This is a genomic window from Bradyrhizobium ferriligni, from assembly GCF_056837965.1.
The window spans coordinates 92,394-111,018 of record NZ_JBXEJO010000023.1 but is presented as its reverse complement, the minus strand read 5'-3'; the positions used below and the strand labels follow the sequence as shown (position 1 = coordinate 111,018).

Genomic DNA, 18,625 nt, shown 5'->3' with positions numbered 1-18,625 from the left:
ACCCCAACCCTCCCCCGCAAGCGGGAGAGGGGGCGCAGCGTCTTACGCGGCTGCACTCTGTTTCAACTGCTTCAGCCCGGGAACGTATAGGCCGTCTTCACCGTGGTGTAGAACTCGCGGGCATAGGCGCCCTGTTCGCGCGCGCCGTAGCTCGAGCCTTTGCGGCCGCCGAACGGGACGTGGTAGTCGACGCCGGCGGTCGGCAGGTTGACCATCACCATGCCGGCCTCGCTGTTGCGCTTGTAGTGCGAGGCGTATTTCAGGCTTGACGTGCAGATGCCCGAGGCGAGGCCGAACTCGGTGTCATTGGAGATCGCCAGCGCCTCGTCATAATCCTTGGCGCGGATCACGCAGGCGACCGGGCCGAATATCTCCTCGCGCGCGATGCGCATCTGGTTGGTCGCCTCGGTGAACAGCGCCGGCTGCAGATAGAAGCCGGGCGTCTCGCGGTTCAACAGCTCGCCGCCCCAGTGCAGGCGGGCGCCCTCGTCCTGGCCGATCTTGATGTAACGGAGGTCCTGGTCGAGCTGGCTCTGGTCGACGACCGGGCCGACATGCACGCCGCTCTTCAGCGCGTCGTCCACCGAAAGCCCCTTCATGCGCTCGGTCATCGCGGCGACGAAGCGGTCGTGAATCCCTGAGGTGACGATCAGGCGCGAGGACGCTGTGCAGCGCTGGCCGGTCGAGAAATAGGCGCCGTTGACCGCGACCTCGACCGCGACCTTCACGTCGGCGTCGTCGAGCACGACCAACGGGTTCTTGCCGCCCATCTCGAGCTGGAACTTCTTCATCGGATTGGAGAGCACGCAGGCCTGCGCGATCTTGCGGCCGGTCTGAACCGAGCCGGTGAAGGAGATCGCGGCGACATCGGGATGATCGAGCAAGGTCTGGCCGACCACCGAGCCCGAACCGACCACGAGGTTGAGCACGCCGGCGGGAATGCCGGAGCGCGCGATGATCTCGGACAACGCATGGGCGGAGCCCGGCACCAGCTCGGCCGGCTTGAACACGACTGAATTGCCGTAGCAGAGCGCCGGCGCGATCTTCCACGCCGGGATCGCGATCGGGAAATTCCACGGCGTGATCATGCCGACGACGCCGACCGGCTCGCGGGTGATCTCGACGTCGAGGCCGGGACGAACCGATGCGCCCTTCTCGCCCATCAGCCGCAGCGCTTCGCCGGCGAAGAACGCAAAGATCTGTCCGGCGCGCGCCACCTCGCCGATGCCTTCCGGCAGCGTCTTGCCCTCCTCGCGGGCGAGCAGGCGGCCGAGCTCTTCCTTGCGGGAGAGGATTTCGACCGAGATCTTGGTCAGCGCGTCGAAGCGCTCCTGCGGGGTCGAGCGCGCCCAGGCCGGGAAGGCGGCCTTCGCGGCGGCGATCGCCTTTTCGGTCTGCGCCTTGTCGGCCTTGGCGTATTCGCCGACGACATCGCCGGTGTTGGAGGGGTTGATGTCCCGCGTGATGCCTGTTCCGTCGACCCATTCGCCGGCGATGAAGTTCTTCTGGTGAGCGGTCATGTTTCCACCTTTCTTGTTTAGCGCACGAGGCAGGGACGCTTGTCGTCGAAGGTCCACCCGGGGATCAGGAACTGCATGGCCAGCGCGTCGTCGCGGGCGCCGAGACCATGCTGCTTGTATAGCGCGTTCGCGGCCTCGATGGCACCGCGATCGAGCTCGATGCCGAGGCCCGGCCGATCCGGGATTGCGATTTTGCCGCCCTTGATCTGCAGCGGCTGGCGCGTCAACGCCTGGCCGTCCTGCCAGATCCAGTGGGTGTCGATCGCCGTCACCTTGCCGGGCGCGGCGGCGCCGACATGGGTGAACATCGCCAGCGAAATATCGAAATGGTTGTTGGAGTGCGAGCCCCAGGTCAGGCCGTTGTCGCGGCAGGTCTGCGCCACCCGCACCGAGCCCTGCATGGTCCAGAAATGTGGATCGGCGAGCGGAATGTCGACCGCGCCAAGCCGCAATGCGTGCGAGAGCTGGCGCCAGTCGGTCGCGATCATGTTGGTCGCAGTCGGCAGCCCGGTGGCGCGGCGGAACTCGGCCATGATCTCACGGCCGGAGAAGCCGGCCTCGGCGCCGCAGGGGTCCTCGGCATAGGCGAGCACACCATGCATGTTGCTGCATAGCCGGATCGCCTCGTCGAGCGACCAGGCACCGTTGGGGTCGAGCGTGACGCGCGCCTTCGGAAAGCGTTTTGCAATTGCGGTGACGGCCTCGATCTCCTCTTCGCCCCTGAGCACGCCGCCCTTGAGCTTGAAATCGGCAAAGCCGTAATGCGCTTGCGTCGCTTCGGCGAGGCGAACGATCGCATCCGGCGTCATCGCCACCTGATGGCGCAGGTCGAACCAGTCGGGCTTGCCGGTCTCGCCCTCGACGTAGGGAAGGCTGGTCTTCTTGCGATCGCCGATAAAGAACAGATAGCCGAGCGTCTCGACGCTGGCGCGCTGCTGGCCTTCGCCAAGCAGTGCCGCGACCGGGAGATTGAGATGCTGGCCGAGCAAATCGAGCAGCGCGGATTCCACCGCGGTGACCGCATGGATGGTGACGCGGAGATCGAAGGTCTGCTTGCCGCGGCCGCCGGCGTCGCGGTCGGCGAAGGCCTGGCGCATCGAGGCCAGGATGTTGTTGCAGGCGCCGATGCTCTGGCCGACGACGAGGTCGCGGGCGTCCTCGAGCGTCTTCTTGATCTTCTCGCCGCCCGGCACCTCGCCGACGCCGGTGTGGCCGGAGTTGTCGGTGAGGATGACGAGGTTGCGGGTGAAGAACGGCGCATGCGCGCCGCTCAGATTGAGGAGCATGCCGTCGCGGCCGGCGACCGGGATCACCTCCATCGCCGTGACAACAGGTGCGCCGGCAAAGCCGGTGCGGATCGTGTCCTGGATCATCTGCTCCTCCCTTCGTGCTTTGCTGTTTTCTTGGCCGTTCGGCTTATTCTGCCGCCTGCTGCGCGGCGGCCTGCGGCAGCTTGGCCACCAGTGCCGCGAGCTCGGCGATCTCCTGCGTGGTGAGATCGGTGAGCGGCGGCCGCACCGGGCCGGAATCGCGACCGATCACCTTCATGCCGGCCTTGATGATCGACACCGCATAACCCTTCTTACGGTTGCGTATCGCGATCAGCGGCAGGATGAAATCCTTCAAGCCTGCATGGATGGTCTGATGATCGCGCCGGCGCACCGCGGCGTAGAATTTGGTGGCGAATTCCGGCACGAAGTTGAACACCGCTGACGAATAGGTGGTCACGCCCATGTCGAGATAGGGCAGGGCAAAGGTCTCCGCGGTCGGCAGGCCGCCGATATAGGTCAGGCGATCGCCGAGCCGGGTGTGGACGCGGGTCATCAGCTCGATGTCGCCGATGCCGTCCTTGTAGCCGACGAGGTTCGGGCAGCGCTCGCAGAGGCGCGCCAGCGTATCGGGCTGCAGGATCGCATTGTCGCGGTTGTAGACGATGACGCCGATCTTGACCGATGCGCACACCGCCTCGACATGCGCGGCGAGGCCGTCCTGCTCGGCATGCGTGAGATAGGGCGGCAGCAGCAGCAGACCGTCGGCGCCGGCCTTCTCGGCGCCAACAGCGATCTCGCGCGCGATCGCGGTGCCGTAGCCGGTGCCGGCCAGCACGGGAACGCGGCCCTTGGTCTCGTCGACCGCGATCTTCACGACGTGGGGAACTTCGCTCGGCGTCAGTGAGAAGAACTCGCCGGTGCCGCCGGCGGCAAACAGGCCGGCAACGTCATAGCCGCACAGCCAGTCCATGTTGGCGCGATAGGTCGCCTCGTCGAACGAATAGTCCGCGTTGAACGGGGTCACGGGAAACGACAGGAGGCCGCCACCGATTCTAGCGGCCATCTCCTGAGGGGTCATCTTGCTCATGGCGCCACTCCTTGAATGTTTCTGGGAACGGGATGCGCGAGCAGCGCGCGTCCATGGCGGAATTTCTAGGCAATGCTTCGATGCGCGTCCAAGCCAAACGCGGTATCGAGCGATGCTAACTCTGCATCAATCGCCGCGCAGATGCGGCGCTGCGATTTCGGTTGCGATCTCGATCAATGAAGGCAGCAGCTGGTTCTCGTGATCGCGCCGCCACACCATGAACAGCTCGACCGGCACGGGTGATCGCAGCTTCAGCGGCTTCAGCTTGACCTCCGCGATCTTCAGGCTGGCGGCCGCTTCCGGCACGATCGCAACGCCGAGCCCGGCGCGCACCATGGCGAGGATCGAATGGATCTGGCTGAGATGCTGCACATAGCGCGGCAGCACATCGGCGCGCGTGAACATCGAGACCAGCAGATCGTGGAAGTAGCGCGCCTCATAGGGCGAATACATCACGAAGGGCTGGTCGTCGAAATCCTTGATGCTGACGGTCTCGGCCGCGGCCAGCGGATGCTTCTTCGGGATCGCGGCGAGCAACGGCTCGGCCACGACGCGCCGGCTGGCGAATTCCGGCCGCGCGATCGGCGGGCGCAGCAGGCCGGCATCGATCTGCCCGGTGGTGAGCGCCTCGAACTGATCGCCGGAGACCATCTCTTTCAGCGAAAAATCGACCTCGGGCAGGCGCGAGCGACAGGCCGCGATCAGGTCGGGCAGGAAGCCGTAGGCGGCCGCCGCGGTGAAGCCGATCTTGAGCGAGCCGGTCTTGCCGAGCGCGATGCGGCGGGCAACCTGCGAGGCGGATTCCGCGAGCTTGAGGATGCGCCGCGCCTCGGGCAGGAAGCTGCGTCCGGCCGGCGTCAACCGCACCGAGCGGCTGGTGCGTTCCAACAGCGGCGCGTCGATGATGTGCTCGAGCACCTGGATCTGCCGGCTCAGCGGCGGCTGGGTCATGTTGAGCCGCGCCGCGGCGCGGCCGAAGTGCAATTCCTCGGCCACCGTGACGAAGCAACGGAGCTGGCTCAGGTCGAACATCGATGCTAACCCGGAATGGATCGAACGGGGATCTGTGCGTTCTAGCATCGATGCCTCCCACTGGCCAAGAAGACAAAAAGCAGACAAAGACGGCGGCCGAAGCCGCCGTTTGGTTTTCTGCTCCCTCTCCCCGTTCTTACGGGGAGAGGGTTGGGGTGAGGGGCTCTCTCTGCGCAACGGCCGCCTCAATTGATCCGAACGAGTCGGAAGGACTGTCTTTGCGGAGACGTGTTGCTTCGCCCCTCACCCGAAATTCGCTGTGCGAATTTCGACCTCTCCCCGCGGAAGGGCGGGGAGAGGTGAAGCGCGTTCAGGCCCGGCTCAGGCCGCCTTCAGCTGCACCCGCTTGATCTCGCCGACGATGAACAGATAGGCGATCGCCGCGACCAGCGCGTTGGCGCCGACGAACACCAGCGCGCCGTTGAACGAGCCGGTGGCTGCCAGGATGTAGCCGATGATGATCGGCGTCGTGATCGATGACAAATTGCCGAAGGTGTTGAACAGACCGCCGGAAACGCCCCCGGCTTCCTTCGGCGAGGTGTCGGAGACGACCGCCCAGCCGAGCGCGCCGATGCCCTTGCCGAAGAAGGCGAGCGCCATGAAGCCGACCACCAGTGCCTGGCCGTCGACATAGTTGCAGGCGATAATCGACATCGACAGCAGCATGCCGCCGACGATCGGGATCTTGCGCGCCATGGTCAGCGAGCCGGTGCGGCGCAGGATGTAGTCCGAGATCACGCCGCCGAGCACGCCGCCGATAAAGCCGCACAGCGCCGGCAAGGTCGCGACGAAGCCGGCCTGCAGGATAGACAGCCCGCGCTCCTTCACCAGATAGACCGGGAACCAGGTCAGGAAGAAGTAGGTCAGGGTGTTGATGCAGTATTGGCCGATATAGACGCCGAGCATCATCCGGTTGCCGAGCAGCTGGCGGATGTGGTCCCAGCTGGGGCCGTTGTCCTGCGTCTTGCCGGCCTTCGCCGCGTCCATGTCGACCAGCGCGCCGCCCTGCTTGATGTAGTCGAACTCGGCCTCGTTGATCGCGGGGTGCTCCTTCGGCTCGTAGATGGTCTTGATCCAGGCAATGCCCATGACGATGCCGAGTGCACCCATCACGTAGAACACATGGCGCCAGCCATACTCATGGGCGATCCAGCCCATCAGCGGCGCGAAGATCACGGTGGCGAAATACTGTCCCGAATTGAAGAAGGCCGACGCGGTGCCGCGTTCATTGCCGGGGAACCAGGAGGCGACGATGCGGGCGTTGGCCGGGAATGACGGCGCCTCGGCGATGCCGACCAGAAAGCGCAGCCCGAACAGCAGGGCCACGGCCGTGCCCGCGGACAGGAACCCGACCAGACCCTGCATCGCGGTGAAGATCGACCAGACGATGATGCTGATCGCATAGACCCATTTCGAGCCGAAGCGGTCGAGCAGCCAGCCGCACGGCACCTGGGCGACCACATAGGACCAGCCGAAGGCCGAGAACACGTAGCCCATCGCGACGGGATCGAGATGCAGTTCCTTGGAAAGCGCGGGGCCGGCGATCGAGAGCGTGGCGCGATCGGCATAGTTCACGGTGGTGACGAGAAACAGCATCGTCACGATCAAGAGCCGGACGCGGGATCGCCGCGTGTCTGCGGCGGACACAATTGCGCTCATTAGCGCCTCCTTGAAAATTTCCTCGGGGTCTGTCCTAGAGAGATGACGACAATGGGTCCAAGCCGAAACGGGTATTGATCCATACCGATTTTGAATGGATCGGCCCGGTGTCATTCCACCTTTGCCGCTATTGCCAGGGTTTCGTATTTAGTGTACCAATAGTACAGTTATTAAGGGCGCAGCGTTGCGCCCGGCTGCTCGAGGTCGAATGCCGATGACCACGCCGCGCGACTATGAGGTGTTCGAGGCAGGTGAGGTGACGCTGCAGGGCGGTGCCGTGTTTCCGCAGCTGAGGCTCGCTTACAAGACCTATGGCACGCCGAGCGCGGCGCGGGACAACGTCATCCTCTATCCGACGTCGTTTGCCGCACAGCACGCGGACATCGAATGGCTGGTGCAGCCGGGCGGCGCGCTCGATCCCGGGCGCTACTTCATCGTCATCGCGAATCTGTTCGGCAATGGCCTGTCGTCCTCGCCGTCGAATTCGGCCGAGGTGCTCGGCGGCGCGCCGTTTCCTGCCTTCACCTATCATGACGCGGTCGCGATCCAGCGGCGGCTGCTGGTCGAGCGCTTCGGCGTGACCAGGCTCGCGCTGGTCTACGGCTGGTCGATGGGCGGCATGCAGGCCTATCACTGGGCCGCGCGATATCCCGACATGGTCGAGCGCGCAGTCGTGGTTTGCGGCAGCGCGCGGTGCTCGCCGTATAATCATGTGTTCCTCGAAGGTGTGAAGGCCGCGCTGACCGCCGACCCGGCCTACCGGGACGGCCGCTTCGTCAGCAAGCCCGCGGCGGGCCTTCGCGCGATGGGGCGCGTCTACGCCGGCTGGGCGATGTCGCATGCGTTCTATCGCGAGGAAGTCTGGCGCGCGGCCGGCTTCAACTCGTTGGAAGATTACCTCGCGGGATCATGGGACGGTGCCTTCGCGCGGCGCGATGCGAATGATCTGCTGGCGCAGATCGCGATCTGGCAGGCCGGCGATATCAGCCGTTGCGATCAATTCGGCGGCGACTTCGACCGGGCGCTGGCCGCGATCAAGGCGCATATCCTGCTGATGCCGGGTCGTACCGATCGCTATTTCGACCCGCGCGACAACGAGGATGAACTCGGCCGCTTGGTCAACGCGCGCTCGGCCGCGCTGCACGCGATTCCGTCGATCCACGGGCACCGGGCCGGCAATCCCGCCAACAACGCCGAAGACCGCGCCTTCATCAACGCCGAAATCTCGGCGCTGCTGCAACGCTGACAGGTGAGACGACCATGAGCACCGCCGAGACCAGTGACGCCGGACCCCGCCTGAAGCCGCTCAGCCCGCTGACCTTGCGCGATCTGTCGACCAAGTCGAACCTTGCCGGCACGGTGCGTGCGGCAAGCCATTACGGGATGATCATCATCGTCGGCGCGCTTATCTTGCTGGTCTCGTCGCGCCATGGCCTGCCATGGGCGCTGCCGCTGATTGCCGTGCAGGGCTACTTCGTCGCGTTCCTGTTCATGGTCGTGCATGAGACCGCGCACAAGACGGCGTTCCGCAGTCCAGCGCTCAATCGTGTCGTCGGCAATCTGTCCGCCTTCATGATCGGACTGCCCTACCAGTATTACTGCCTGTTTCACTGGGACCATCACCGCTACACGCAGGATCCTGCGAGGGACCCGGAGCTGATCGTCGGCCCCAAGCCCGCGTCGGACACCCAGCTCGCGATCGCCTATTCGGGACTGCTGCAGGTGTTGGTTCGTATCCGCCTGATGTTTTGGCATGCACTCACCGGAAAGGTGGTCGTGCCGTGGATTCCGGAGCACAAGCGCGCCTCGATCGTACTGGAGGCAAGGCTCTATCTCGCGGGCTATCTGCTGTTGCTCGCGGCATCGTTCGCGCTGCACAGTGCGATCCTGCTCTGGGTGTGGGTCGTGCCGCTCCTGGCCGGTCAGCTCATCCTGCGCCCCTATCTCTATGCCGAGCACACCGGCTGCGAGCAGACGCGGAGCGCGTTCGAGAACACGCGCACCACGATGACCGGCAGGATCATGAAATGGTTCGCCTGGAACATGCCTTACCATGTCGAGCACCACGCCTATCCCACGGTGCCGTTCCATGCGCTTCCGAAGCTGAACGCCATCGTCGATGGCCACATCGTGTATCGCGGCAGCAGTTACCGGGCCGTCACGCGCGAGACCTGGGCCTGGTTCCGCCGTCAGCGCCAACGCTCTGCTTGATAGTCAAGCGTCCGCGCGGGGCCGCAGCACCAGATTGACGAGATTGCGGGCATAGGCCGGCGTCAGCGGCTTGATGCCGAAGACGTAGCGGTAGAACAGGCTGCCATAGATCGCGTCGTAGATATCGCCGGGGACGCCCGGCGCGCCGATGCTGCCGTCCTTCTGGCCGGCGGCGATGATCTCCAGCATCTTGCTGCGGCGCAGGCCGAGGTAACGCTCGTAGAACAGTTCCGCCGTGCCGGTCTTCGAGATGCATTCCGAGATCACGGCGAGCTGCACCCGACCGAACTCGCCCTGCAACGCCTCGACATAGGTTGCGACATGACGGCGGATTCGGGCCACCGGACTGCCGGTTTCGGGCAGCGGCACGGCCCGCGAGGCCTGGTCGAGGAAGGCATCGATCAGCAAGGCCTCGCGCGACGGCCACCATTTGTAGATCGTCATCTTCGAGACGTTGGAATGTCTGGCAATCGCGTCGATGGTGGTCGCGGCGAGGCCGGTCGTCGCCATCAGCTGATAAGCGCCTTCCAGGATCGCGGCCGTGGTCGCGGCGGAGCGTGGTCGCCCGCGCCGCCCCGTTGCCGCTTCCTCTGTCTCCGTCTTGCCGCTGGCCATGGCCGGACTTCGCGTCCTGCGTCTTTCAATCATTGCGCTACATGCGGGCATAGCATGAAATCGCGCTCGGTTTCAGACCGTCGCCGTCGCTGATAGTGTACAACGCGCAAGCCAAAGCTTGCGTGCGGCACATTGCCCTCGCTCTGTCCAGCTCAGCCGCCGATCGAACAGGAGTGTCCCCGTGAAGGCCGTCTACAGTGATCTGCACCGCAGCCATGATCCGCAATTCTTCCTGGTCCGCGGTGTGGTCCAGCGTACCACCGAACAGCCCGAACGCGCCGACCGCCTGCTGGCGGGCCTGAAGGCCGGCAAGCACCCGCTGATCGAGCCGACAAGGTTCGGGCAGGGGCCGCGGGCGCGCGTGCACAGTCCGGAATATCTGAGCTTTCTCGCGGACGCGTGGGACGAATGGTCGGCGCTCGGCAATGCCGGACCGGAGATGATCGCGAACATCCACCCGGTGCGCAATGCCGGCACATACCCCGCTCATATCGTCGGCAAGCTCGGCTGGCACACGATGGACACCGCGGCTCCGATCGGTCCCGGTACCTGGGCCGGCGCCTGCGCCGCGAGCGACGTCGCGGTCACCGCCGCGCAGATGGTGCTGGACGGCGAGGACGCCGTCTACGCGCTGTGCCGTCCGCCCGGCCATCACGCCTATCGCGACCTCGCCGGCGGCTTCTGCTTCCTCAACAACAGCGCGATCGCGGCCGAGCATCTGCGCCAGAAGCATGAGCGCGTCGCGATCCTCGACGTCGACGTGCATCACGGCAACGGCACGCAGGGCATCTTCTATGAGCGGCCGGATGTCTTCACCGTCTCGATCCACGCCGATCCGTCGTTCTTCTACCCCTTCGTCTGGGGCTATGCGCATGAGCGCGGCGCCGGAGGCGGCCTCGGCACCAACCTCAACATTCCCCTCGCCAAGGGCACCGGCGACGACGACTACATGAAGGCGCTTGCGGCGGCGGAGAAGGCGATCCGCTCCTTTGCCCCGACCGCGCTCGTGGTCGCGCTCGGTCTCGACGCCTCCGAGAAGGACCCGCTTGCCGGTCTCGCCGTCACCACCGACGGCTTCCGCCGCATCGGCGAGGGGCTGGCCCGATTCGGCCTGCCGACGGTGCTGGTGCAGGAGGGCGGCTATCTCTCCGACATCCTCGGCGCCAATCTGACGGCGGTGCTCGGCGGGTTTGAGGCCGCACGCTAGCGCAATTTCGGGCGGGGCGGTGACCGGTCCGCGCGAACAAAGCCCGTCAAAGCCGGAATCTGGAGCATCGGCCTTGATTGATCAAAGCCGATGCCTCGGCCGCGAGGCGCGCAACAGAGCGTCGTGGACTTGCGTGCCCGCAACCAAAACCACATCATGCCGTTGGTATTCGGCGCTGGTCTATGATTCTGCCTGGCGGCTTCAGCCGGCCAGGTGGACAGCAACGCGAGGACGGCCATGAGTGACCTGCTTCGCATCGCCATCGTCGGCTATGGCGAGATCGCGTGCCGGCAGCACGTGCCTGCGATCGCGAAGACGTCAGGCGTGGCTCTCGTTGCGGTGGCCGATCCCGTCAAGACCCCGCCCGGCCTGCCGCATTTCCGCGATTTGCAGGAGTTGTTGCGCGACGGGCCGGAGATCGACGCGGTCGCGCTGTGTACGCCACCGCAGATGCGCCACGCGCAGGCCGCCGCCGCGCTCGCGTCGGGCAAGCATGTGCTGCTGGAGAAGCCGCCGGGCGCGACGGTGAGCGAACTCACGCCGCTGATCGCGGCCGCGCAGCAGGCGGGCCGGACGTTGTTTGCCGCATGGCATTCGCGCTATGCGGCCGCGGTCGGCCCGGCGCGGCAATTGCTCGCGAGACGCACCATCAACAAGGTGACCATCATCTGGAAGGAAGACGTGCGCGTCTGGCACCCGGGCCAGGCCTGGATCTTCGAGGCGGGTGGCTTCGGCGTGTTCGATCCGGGCATCAACGCGCTGTCGATCCTGACCGAGATCCTGCCGGGTGCGGTCTTTGTCAGGAGCGCGGCGTTGGACTTTCCCTCCAATCGGGAGGCGCCGATTGCGGCAGAGATCGAACTCTCCGATGCGAGCGGCTTGCCGATCCACGCCGAATTCGATTTCCGCCAGACCGGAGCGCCGAGCTGGGACATCCTGTGCGAGACCGAGGCCGGGCCTGTGACGCTGTCGAAAGGTGGAAGGCAGCTGCGCGATGGCAGCAGGCTGGTGGTCGATGCGCCGGATGAGGAATATCCCGCGCTGTACCGCCGCTTCGTCGCGCTGACCTCGGAAGGAAAATCCGATGTCGACCTCGCGCCCTTGCGGCTTGTCGCCGATAGCTTCATGCTGGGGCGACGGCGCCTCGTCGAGGCGTTCGAGGACTGACAATGACATCAGCCAAAATCGGTCGCGCGCCCTTCGGTACATTGCCCGACGGCACCGTGGTCGAGCGCGTGACGCTGCGCGGCGAACATGGCTTTGAGGCCTCCATCCTTCCCTTCGGCGCCACGCTGCAGGCGCTGCTCGCGCCGGATCGTGAGGGGCATTGCGACGACATCGTGCTCGGCCACGACGAACTCGACGGCTATCTCGCACAGCGCAAATTCTTCGGTGCGACGGTCGGCCGTTACGCCAACCGGATCGCCGGCGCGCGCTTTGTGCTCGATGGCGAGACCGTGCAGCTCGACGCCAACAACGGCCCCAACGCGCTGCACGGCGGCCTGCAGGGCTTTGATCGCAAGCTGTGGCGGATCGTCGAACTATCGGATGATCCGGAACCGACGCTGGTGCTGGCGCGCGAGAGCCCGCATGGCGAGGAGGGCTATCCGGGCACCCTCGCGTTGCGCGTGATCTATTGCGTGCGCAGTCCGACGGAGCTCTCGGTCACCTACGAGGCGACGACCGACCGGCCGACCTGCCTCAACCTCACCAATCACAGCTTCTTCAATCTCGAGGGCGCGCGCTCGGGCATGCAGATCCTCGATCACCGCCTGATGATCGTCTCCGACCATTTCCTCGCGGTGGATGCCACGGCGATCCCGCTTCCGGGCCCGCCGCGGCCGGTCGACGGTACGCCGTTCAACTTCCGCAAGCCCACGCCCATCGGCGCGCGGATCAGGATGAATGACGAGCAGCTGCAGCTCGGGCGCGGCTATGACCACAATTTCTGCCTGGCCAAGGGGACGGGTCTTCGTCTGGCTGCGCGCCTCGAGGCGCCGCACAGCGGCCGCGTGATGGAGCTCTTCACCGATCAGCCGGGACTGCAGTTCTATTCCGGCAATTTCCTCGACGGCTCGACCGCCGGCAAGGGCGGTCGTCTGTACCGGCAATCCGACGCGCTCTGTCTCGAGCCGCATGCCTGGCCTGATACGCCGAACCGGCCCGACTTCCCGTCGGCGCGGCTCGATCCGGGGCAGCTCTATCGGCGCAGCATCGTCTACCGCTTCTCAACCGCGTGAGTGACGCCATGACCGACCGTGCCGCCGAGCCGCTGATGGAAGAGGTGCCGACATCGGTGCTGTCGGCGGAGCGTTGCCATCTCGGCGAAGGCCCGACCTATGATGCGGCGACCGACACCGCCTGGTGGTTCGATATCCGCGAGCGCCGCCTGTTCGAGCATCGATTTGCAGGTGGCCGCACCGTCATTCACGCATTGCCGAAAATGGCGAGTGCATTGGCGCGGATCGACGGCGAGCGACAGCTGATCCTTGCCGAAGATGGACTTTATGTACGGCACGTTGCCGACGGCCGCCTGGAGCTGTTCGCCGCGCTGGAGGCCGACAATCCGCTGACGCGCTCCAACGATGCGCGTGTGCATCCGTCGGGCACGTTCTGGCTCGGCACCATGGGGCGCCATGCCGAGCAGGGTGCCGGCGCGATCTATGCACTGTGTCAGGGCCGTATCGTGCGGCTGTATCCCGGGATCACCATCCCGAATGCGATCTGCTTTTCGCCCGCGGGCGACATCGGCTATTTCGCCGATACCGCGACCAACGTGCTGCATCGCGTGCCGCTCGATCCATCAACAGGACTGCCGGTCGGCGCGGCCACCGAATTGATCAGGCATCGAGGCAGCGGCGGGCTCGACGGCGCGATCGTCGATGCCGACGGGATGATCTGGAACGCGCGCTGGGGCGGCGGTTGCGTCGACGTCTACGATCCCGCCGGCCGGCATCTGCGTTCGCTGCGCGTACCGGCGAGGCAATCGAGCTGCCCGGCATTTGTCGGCCGCGACTTCTCGCGCGTGCTGGTCACCTCGGCCTGGCAGGACATGGATGAGGCGCAGCGTGCGGCCGATCCCGAGCATGGCAGGACGTTCCTGCTCGAGGCAGCCGCGCGCGGTCGGGCCGAGCCTGACGTCAAACTATCCTGACGGTTGGGTGCGGCGCGGCGTTGTTGACGCGACCGGATTATTTGGACGATAGTACAAATATGGTCCGCAAACCTGCCAGGTCTGACGTGAAGGCCGCCGCCGGCACCCGCAAGCCGAACATGCGCGAGGCGATCCTCGCCGCGGCGGAGGAATTGTTCTCGACCTATGGCTTCAACGCCGTCTCGGTGCGCGACATCGCGCAGGCCGCCGGCGCCAATCCGGGCAGCGTGACCTATCATTTCAGGACCAAGGACGGCCTGCTGCTGGAAATCTATCGGCGCCATTGCGGCCCGATGAACCGGCGACGCTCCGAGCTCTTGGCGGCGGCGCGGCGGGTGCGCGATCTGCAGGACCGGTTGGAGGCGATCGTGCGCGCCTATGTGTTGCCGGCCTTTACGTCCGGCAGCGATCTTGCCGGCGGCGGAACGCGGTTCACGCGATTGCGTGCGATCATGTCGGCCGAGGGCAATGAGGTCGTGCGCAAGATCATCGCGCAGACCTTCGACGACACCAGTCATGCTTTCATCGACGCGATTCATGAAAGCCTGCCGCATATTCCGCGTACCGATCTGGTCTGGCGCAGCCACTTCCTGCTCGGCGCGCTCTACTACACGCTGGTGACGCCGGAGCGCGTCTCGCGCCTGTCGCGCGGCAGCGCCGACGGCACCGATGCCGGCCACGCCATCGAGGAACTGGTGCGCGCCACCGTCGCCGCGCTGCAGGCCGCGCCGCTCGACGGAGGGGCGCCCGCGCCGCGCATGGCTCCGGGCACAAATCCGGGCCGAGTGGTGACCTGAACGCCGGAGCTTGTCGCGATGGAGAAACTTCGGCTACGCGCCGTGCTCGGCAATCATCCGCACGTCCGGGCGGTGAAGAACGGTGAGCTTCGCTCCGACCTGTTCGATCTCGACTTCACCGAATTCACGCCGACCAACGCCGCGTTCAAGCCGATGGTACGCGAGCAGGCATTCGACGTCTGCGAGATGGCGATCGTGACCTATCTGATGGCAAGGGCGCACGGCAAGCCGCTGGTGCTGCTGCCGGCGGCGATGGTCGGCCGCTTCCAGCATGGCCACGCGCTCTATCGCGCCGACCGCGGCACGCTCCTGCCTGCCGATCTCGAAGGCAAACGGGTCGGCATCCGCTCGTTCACGACCACGACCGGGGCATGGATGCGCGGCATCCTTGCCAATGACCATGGCGTGAACCTCGCCAGCATCAACTGGGTCACGTTCGAGGAGCCGCATGTCGCGGAATATGTCGACGGCACCGAGCGTGCGCCGAAGGGCAAGACCATCGTCCAGATGCTGAGGGACGGCGAGCTCGATGCCGTGCTGGGCGAGACCTCCAGCGATCCGGCGTTCAAGCCATTGTTCGCCGATCCGGCCGCAGAGGCGGAGCGGTGGTATGCGCGGCACGGCGTCGTGCCGGTCAACCATCTGGTGGTGGTGACGAAGCAGCTCGCGACGTCGCGGCCGGACGTGGTGCGGAGCCTGTACGATCTGCTCAAGCGCGGCAAGGCAGAGGCCGGCCCGCCCGGCATGCCGGATCTGGTGCCGTTCGGCGTCGAGGCAAACCGCAAGCCGCTCGAACTGATGATCGACTATTGCGTGCAGCAGGCGTTGATTCCCCGGCGCGTCACGGTCGATGAGCTGTTCGACGACACAACACGGGACCTGAACTGATGACAATCTCCAGCGATCCGCGGCAATGGCAGGTCGGCATGCTCGGCTATGGCGAGGTCGGTCGCATCCTTGCCGAGGATCTGCGCCAGCAGGGCGTGAGGGTTTCGGCCTACGATATCAAGCTTGACCGCGAGCAGGGCGTGCCACTGCGCGCACACGCTGCGGTGATTGGCGTCGAGCTCGCGCGATCCCATGCCGATCTCGCGGCGCGGGCCGATTTCATCATTTCGGCGGTAACGGCGAGCCAGGCGGTCCCCGTGGCCGCTGCCTGCGCACCTGCAGTCCGGAACGGGGTCTGGTTTCTCGATTTCAACTCGGCCTCGCCCGGCGCCAAGCAGCGCGCGGCGGCGCATATCGACGGCGCCGGCGGTCGCTATGTCGAGGGCGCGGTGATGACCTCGCTGCCGCCGTACCGGATCAGGGTGCCGCTGCTGCTCGGCGGCCAAGGCGCGCGGGAGCTCGCGCCGCAGCTGGTCGCGCTCGGTTTCGCGGCGAAGGTCGCAAGCGACGAGCTTGGCGTCTCCTCGGCAGTCAAGATGTGCCGCAGCATCGTGATCAAGGGGCTGGAGGCCATGGTGATCGAGAGCTTCACCACCGCGCGCGCCTATGGCGTCGAGGATGCGGTGCTCGCCTCGCTCAAGGAGACCTTCCCAAGCATCAATTGGGAGAAGCAGGGCGCCTATTTCTTTCAGCGGGTGATCGAGCACGGCCGGCGGCGCGCCGAGGAGGTGCGCGAGGTGGCGGAGACCGTGCGCGAGGCCGGGCTCGCGCCATGGTCCGCCTCCGGCACCGCCGAGCGGCAGGGCTGGATCGCCGATCTTGCCGATGAGGGCGTGTTCGGACCCAGGGGAACGCCGGACTTCGCCCGCAGCGCCGACTGGCGTACCGAGGCCGACCGGATTCTCGCGCGCATCAGGTCCTGAGGTCTCGCCCGGAGAATCCGCCGCGTTCCCTGCCGACGCGCAATGCGCTATTGCTCCATGAACGGTTTGTTCTGGAGGCACTCCCATGAAGAATTCCGGCAAGGTCGTCGCCATCACCGGCGCGGCACGCGGCATCGGCAAGGCCTGCGCGGCACGCTTCCTGTCCGACGGCGCCAGGGTCGTCATCTCGGATGTCGACGCTGCAGGGCTTGTCCACACCGCCCAGGAACTCGGACATATCGATCAGTTGCGGGCGGTCGAAGCCGACGTCAGCAGGCGCGCCGATGTCGATCGCATCGTCGCGACCGCGGTGAAGGAGTTCGGCCGGCTCGACGTCATGGTCAACAATGCCGGCGTCGCGCGCAATCGCGACTTCCTCGACATCAGCGAGGCCGAATTCGACGACGTGATGGGCATCAACCTCAAGGGCGCGTTCTTCGGGGTTCAGGCTGCGGCGCGCCAGATGATCGCGCAGGGCGGTGGCGGCGTCGTCGTCAACATGTCCTCGGTCAACGCGCTGCTCGCGATCCCCTCGCTCGCGACCTATGCGATGTCGAAGGGCGCGATGAAGCAGCTCACGTCGGTCGCCGCCGTGGCGCTCGCGCCGCACGGCATTCGCGTCGTGGCGGTCGGACCCGGCACGATCCTGACCGAGATGGTGGCGACGGCGATCTTCTCGTCCGAGGATGCGCGGCGCAGCGTGCTGTCGCGCACGCCGGCCGGCCGCTGCGGCGAGCCGAGCGAGGTCGCCTCCGTCGTGGCATTCCTGGCCAGCGACGATGCCTCCTATATCACCGGCCAGACCATCTATCCCGACGGCGGTCGGTTGATTCTGAACTACACGGTGCCGGTCAGCGAGAAGAAGTAGGGGGCAGGTTCAATCGCGGGCACATTGCCAAAATATCGAAAACAACCCCATGCAAAGTAGCCGGCGGCGGCCGGCGTCCGACCAGGCAACTTGACGCGTCGGGCAAATCGGCGGTATTATTCTATTATTCGGAAATTGCGCGACATCATCATCTGTCATCGCCCGGTTTAACCGGGCGATCCAGTACGCTGCGGCCCATCGGCTCAAGCACAACCGCCTCTGGAATACTGGATCGCCCGGTCGAGCCGGGCGATGACGGTGTGTTGGGTGGCAACCACGACGGGAGGACCACCGTTGTTACCGCATGCCCAGCTGTCATTACCCGCGAAAGCATGTGCGGGTGATGACACCGGACGGCTACCGGCCCTTGAACTGCGGCTTGCGCTTTTCCATGAAAGCGCTGCGGCCTTCGCGGAAGTCCGCGCTGTCCATGCATTCGATGCCGATCTGCCTGATCGCGGCCATGTCGCGATCGGCGGGATCCTTCAGCACCTGCGCAATGGTGATCTTGGCGGCCTTGATCGCCAGCGGCGCGTTGCCCGAAATGGTGCGCGCGATCTCCATGGTCGCGTCCCAGAGCTCGGCGTCCGGCAGCACGCGATCGACGAGGCCGATCCGCAGCGCCTCGGTGGAGTCGATCCGCATGCCCGTATACATGATCAGCCGCGCCCAGGACGGGCCGACCAGCGACACCAGATGGCGCAGCCCGTCATAGCCATAGGCGATGCCGAGCCTGGCGGCAGGAATGCCGAACTGGCCGCTGGCGCCGGAGATGCGGATATCGGTCAGCATCGCGACCTGCATGCCGCCGCCGAGGCAGAAGCCGCGGATGCAGGCGATGGTCGGCTTCGGATAGTCGGCGAGCAGGGCGCGCTGGGCGGCGCTGCGCCGTGAATATTCCTCGGAGGCCTCGGCGTTGTGCCTGGTCTTCTCGAACTGGCTGATATCGGCGCCCGACACGAACGCCTTGTCGCCGGCGCCGACCAGGATCACGACGCGGACGGCCGGATCGTCGCGCAACGCCGTCAGCGCCTCGCCGAGCCCCTCCCACATCTCCAGCGACATCGCATTGCGCTTGTCGGGATTGTTGAAGGTGACGACGCCGACGCCGTCGACGACGTCTTGCAGGATCTTGCCGTCGGCAAGCGATTTGTTCGACATGTTTGGCATATGAGGGGTCCAGTCTGATTTCGGCGAAGGCTAGCACCGGGCCGACAGCCGAGGCAGGCGGTTTGGAGCACGGCGCGATTGCATTGCCGGGCGACAACTCTCCCGGTAGTTGTACGGCTCGCAAAATAAACCGCCGCCAAACGGTTGCGCCATAGAGTGCGCCGCCCGCGCTCCGTCCCGGTTTAACTTTTTCCTAGTTTTTCGACGGTATGGCTGTACGCAC

The 18,625-nt window shown here is 65.7% G+C and carries 17 protein-coding genes; 10 read left to right on the top strand and 7 right to left on the bottom strand.

What is annotated here, in order from left to right; all coding sequences use genetic code 11:
- Positions 1-71: 71 nt before the first annotated feature.
- From AC1VNY_RS16010 to AC1VNY_RS15990, 5 genes are all read right to left on the bottom strand, one after another.
- Positions 72-1,520 (bottom strand): aldehyde dehydrogenase family protein, encoded by a 1,449-nt coding sequence (locus tag AC1VNY_RS16010; protein WP_482405878.1) that lies wholly within the window; start codon positions 1,518-1,520, stop codon positions 72-74.
- Positions 1,521-1,537: 17 nt separating this feature from the next.
- Positions 1,538-2,893 carry a glucarate dehydratase gene (gene gudD / locus AC1VNY_RS16005; RefSeq protein WP_482405877.1) on the bottom strand — a complete coding sequence of 452 codons (1,356 nt, stop codon included), beginning with the start codon at positions 2,891-2,893 and terminating at the stop codon, positions 1,538-1,540.
- A gap of 43 nt (positions 2,894-2,936) precedes the next feature.
- The gene (gene kdgD, locus AC1VNY_RS16000) at positions 2,937-3,878 is read right to left on the bottom strand and encodes a 5-dehydro-4-deoxyglucarate dehydratase (RefSeq protein WP_482405876.1); all 942 of its coding nucleotides are present in this window, start codon (positions 3,876-3,878) and stop codon (positions 2,937-2,939) included.
- Between the two features lie 126 nt (positions 3,879-4,004).
- Positions 4,005-4,910 (bottom strand): LysR family transcriptional regulator, encoded by a 906-nt coding sequence (locus AC1VNY_RS15995; protein ID WP_028333278.1) that lies wholly within the window; start codon positions 4,908-4,910, stop codon positions 4,005-4,007.
- A gap of 321 nt (positions 4,911-5,231) precedes the next feature.
- On the bottom strand, positions 5,232-6,569 hold the full coding sequence (locus tag AC1VNY_RS15990; RefSeq protein WP_482405875.1) for an MFS transporter: 1,338 nt from the start codon (positions 6,567-6,569) through the stop codon (positions 5,232-5,234).
- 214 nt (positions 6,570-6,783) lie between these two features.
- Here AC1VNY_RS15990 and AC1VNY_RS15985 point away from each other — a divergent pair, with 214 nt between their 5' ends.
- The gene (locus tag AC1VNY_RS15985; RefSeq protein WP_482405885.1) at positions 6,784-7,815 is read left to right on the top strand and encodes an alpha/beta fold hydrolase; all 1,032 of its coding nucleotides are present in this window, start codon (positions 6,784-6,786) and stop codon (positions 7,813-7,815) included.
- Between the two features lie 14 nt (positions 7,816-7,829).
- Positions 7,830-8,780 (top strand): fatty acid desaturase, encoded by a 951-nt coding sequence (locus AC1VNY_RS15980; protein ID WP_482405874.1) that lies wholly within the window; start codon positions 7,830-7,832, stop codon positions 8,778-8,780.
- 3 nt (positions 8,781-8,783) lie between these two features.
- Here AC1VNY_RS15980 and AC1VNY_RS15975 read toward each other — a convergent pair whose 3' ends face one another.
- On the bottom strand, positions 8,784-9,395 hold the full coding sequence (locus tag AC1VNY_RS15975) for a TetR/AcrR family transcriptional regulator (protein WP_482405873.1): 612 nt from the start codon (positions 9,393-9,395) through the stop codon (positions 8,784-8,786).
- A 181-nt stretch (positions 9,396-9,576) separates the two neighbouring features.
- Between AC1VNY_RS15975 and AC1VNY_RS15970 the strand changes: the two genes are divergently transcribed.
- From AC1VNY_RS15970 to AC1VNY_RS15935, 8 genes are all read left to right on the top strand, one after another.
- Positions 9,577-10,602: a histone deacetylase family protein gene (locus tag AC1VNY_RS15970; protein WP_482405872.1), complete on the top strand. Its 1,026-nt coding sequence runs from the start codon at positions 9,577-9,579 to the stop codon at positions 10,600-10,602.
- 237 nt (positions 10,603-10,839) lie between these two features.
- On the top strand, positions 10,840-11,769 hold the full coding sequence (locus AC1VNY_RS15965; RefSeq protein ID WP_482405871.1) for a Gfo/Idh/MocA family protein: 930 nt from the start codon (positions 10,840-10,842) through the stop codon (positions 11,767-11,769).
- Between the two features lie 2 nt (positions 11,770-11,771).
- Positions 11,772-12,842 carry an aldose epimerase family protein gene (locus AC1VNY_RS15960; RefSeq protein ID WP_482405870.1) on the top strand — a complete coding sequence of 357 codons (1,071 nt, stop codon included), beginning with the start codon at positions 11,772-11,774 and terminating at the stop codon, positions 12,840-12,842.
- A gap of 35 nt (positions 12,843-12,877) precedes the next feature.
- The gene (locus AC1VNY_RS15955) at positions 12,878-13,756 is read left to right on the top strand and encodes an SMP-30/gluconolactonase/LRE family protein (protein ID WP_482405884.1); all 879 of its coding nucleotides are present in this window, start codon (positions 12,878-12,880) and stop codon (positions 13,754-13,756) included.
- Positions 13,757-13,815: 59 nt separating this feature from the next.
- Complete coding sequence (locus AC1VNY_RS15950) at positions 13,816-14,553, top strand: TetR/AcrR family transcriptional regulator (RefSeq protein WP_212060485.1); 738 nt, start codon at positions 13,816-13,818, stop codon at positions 14,551-14,553.
- A gap of 18 nt (positions 14,554-14,571) precedes the next feature.
- Entirely contained in the window at positions 14,572-15,441 is an 870-nt protein-coding gene (locus AC1VNY_RS15945; protein WP_482405869.1) for an ABC transporter substrate-binding protein, read from the top strand.
- Entirely contained in the window at positions 15,441-16,364 is a 924-nt protein-coding gene (locus tag AC1VNY_RS15940; RefSeq protein WP_482405868.1) for a DUF1932 domain-containing protein, read from the top strand. The genes AC1VNY_RS15945 and AC1VNY_RS15940 overlap by 1 nt, the downstream gene beginning before the upstream one ends.
- Positions 16,365-16,449: 85 nt before the next feature.
- Positions 16,450-17,232 (top strand): SDR family NAD(P)-dependent oxidoreductase, encoded by a 783-nt coding sequence (locus AC1VNY_RS15935; RefSeq protein WP_482405867.1) that lies wholly within the window; start codon positions 16,450-16,452, stop codon positions 17,230-17,232.
- 357 nt (positions 17,233-17,589) lie between these two features.
- Here the strand turns inward: AC1VNY_RS15935 and AC1VNY_RS15930 are convergent, their stop codons facing one another.
- On the bottom strand, positions 17,590-18,402 hold the full coding sequence (locus AC1VNY_RS15930; protein WP_482405866.1) for an enoyl-CoA hydratase: 813 nt from the start codon (positions 18,400-18,402) through the stop codon (positions 17,590-17,592).
- Between the last annotated feature and the right edge of the window lie 223 nt (positions 18,403-18,625).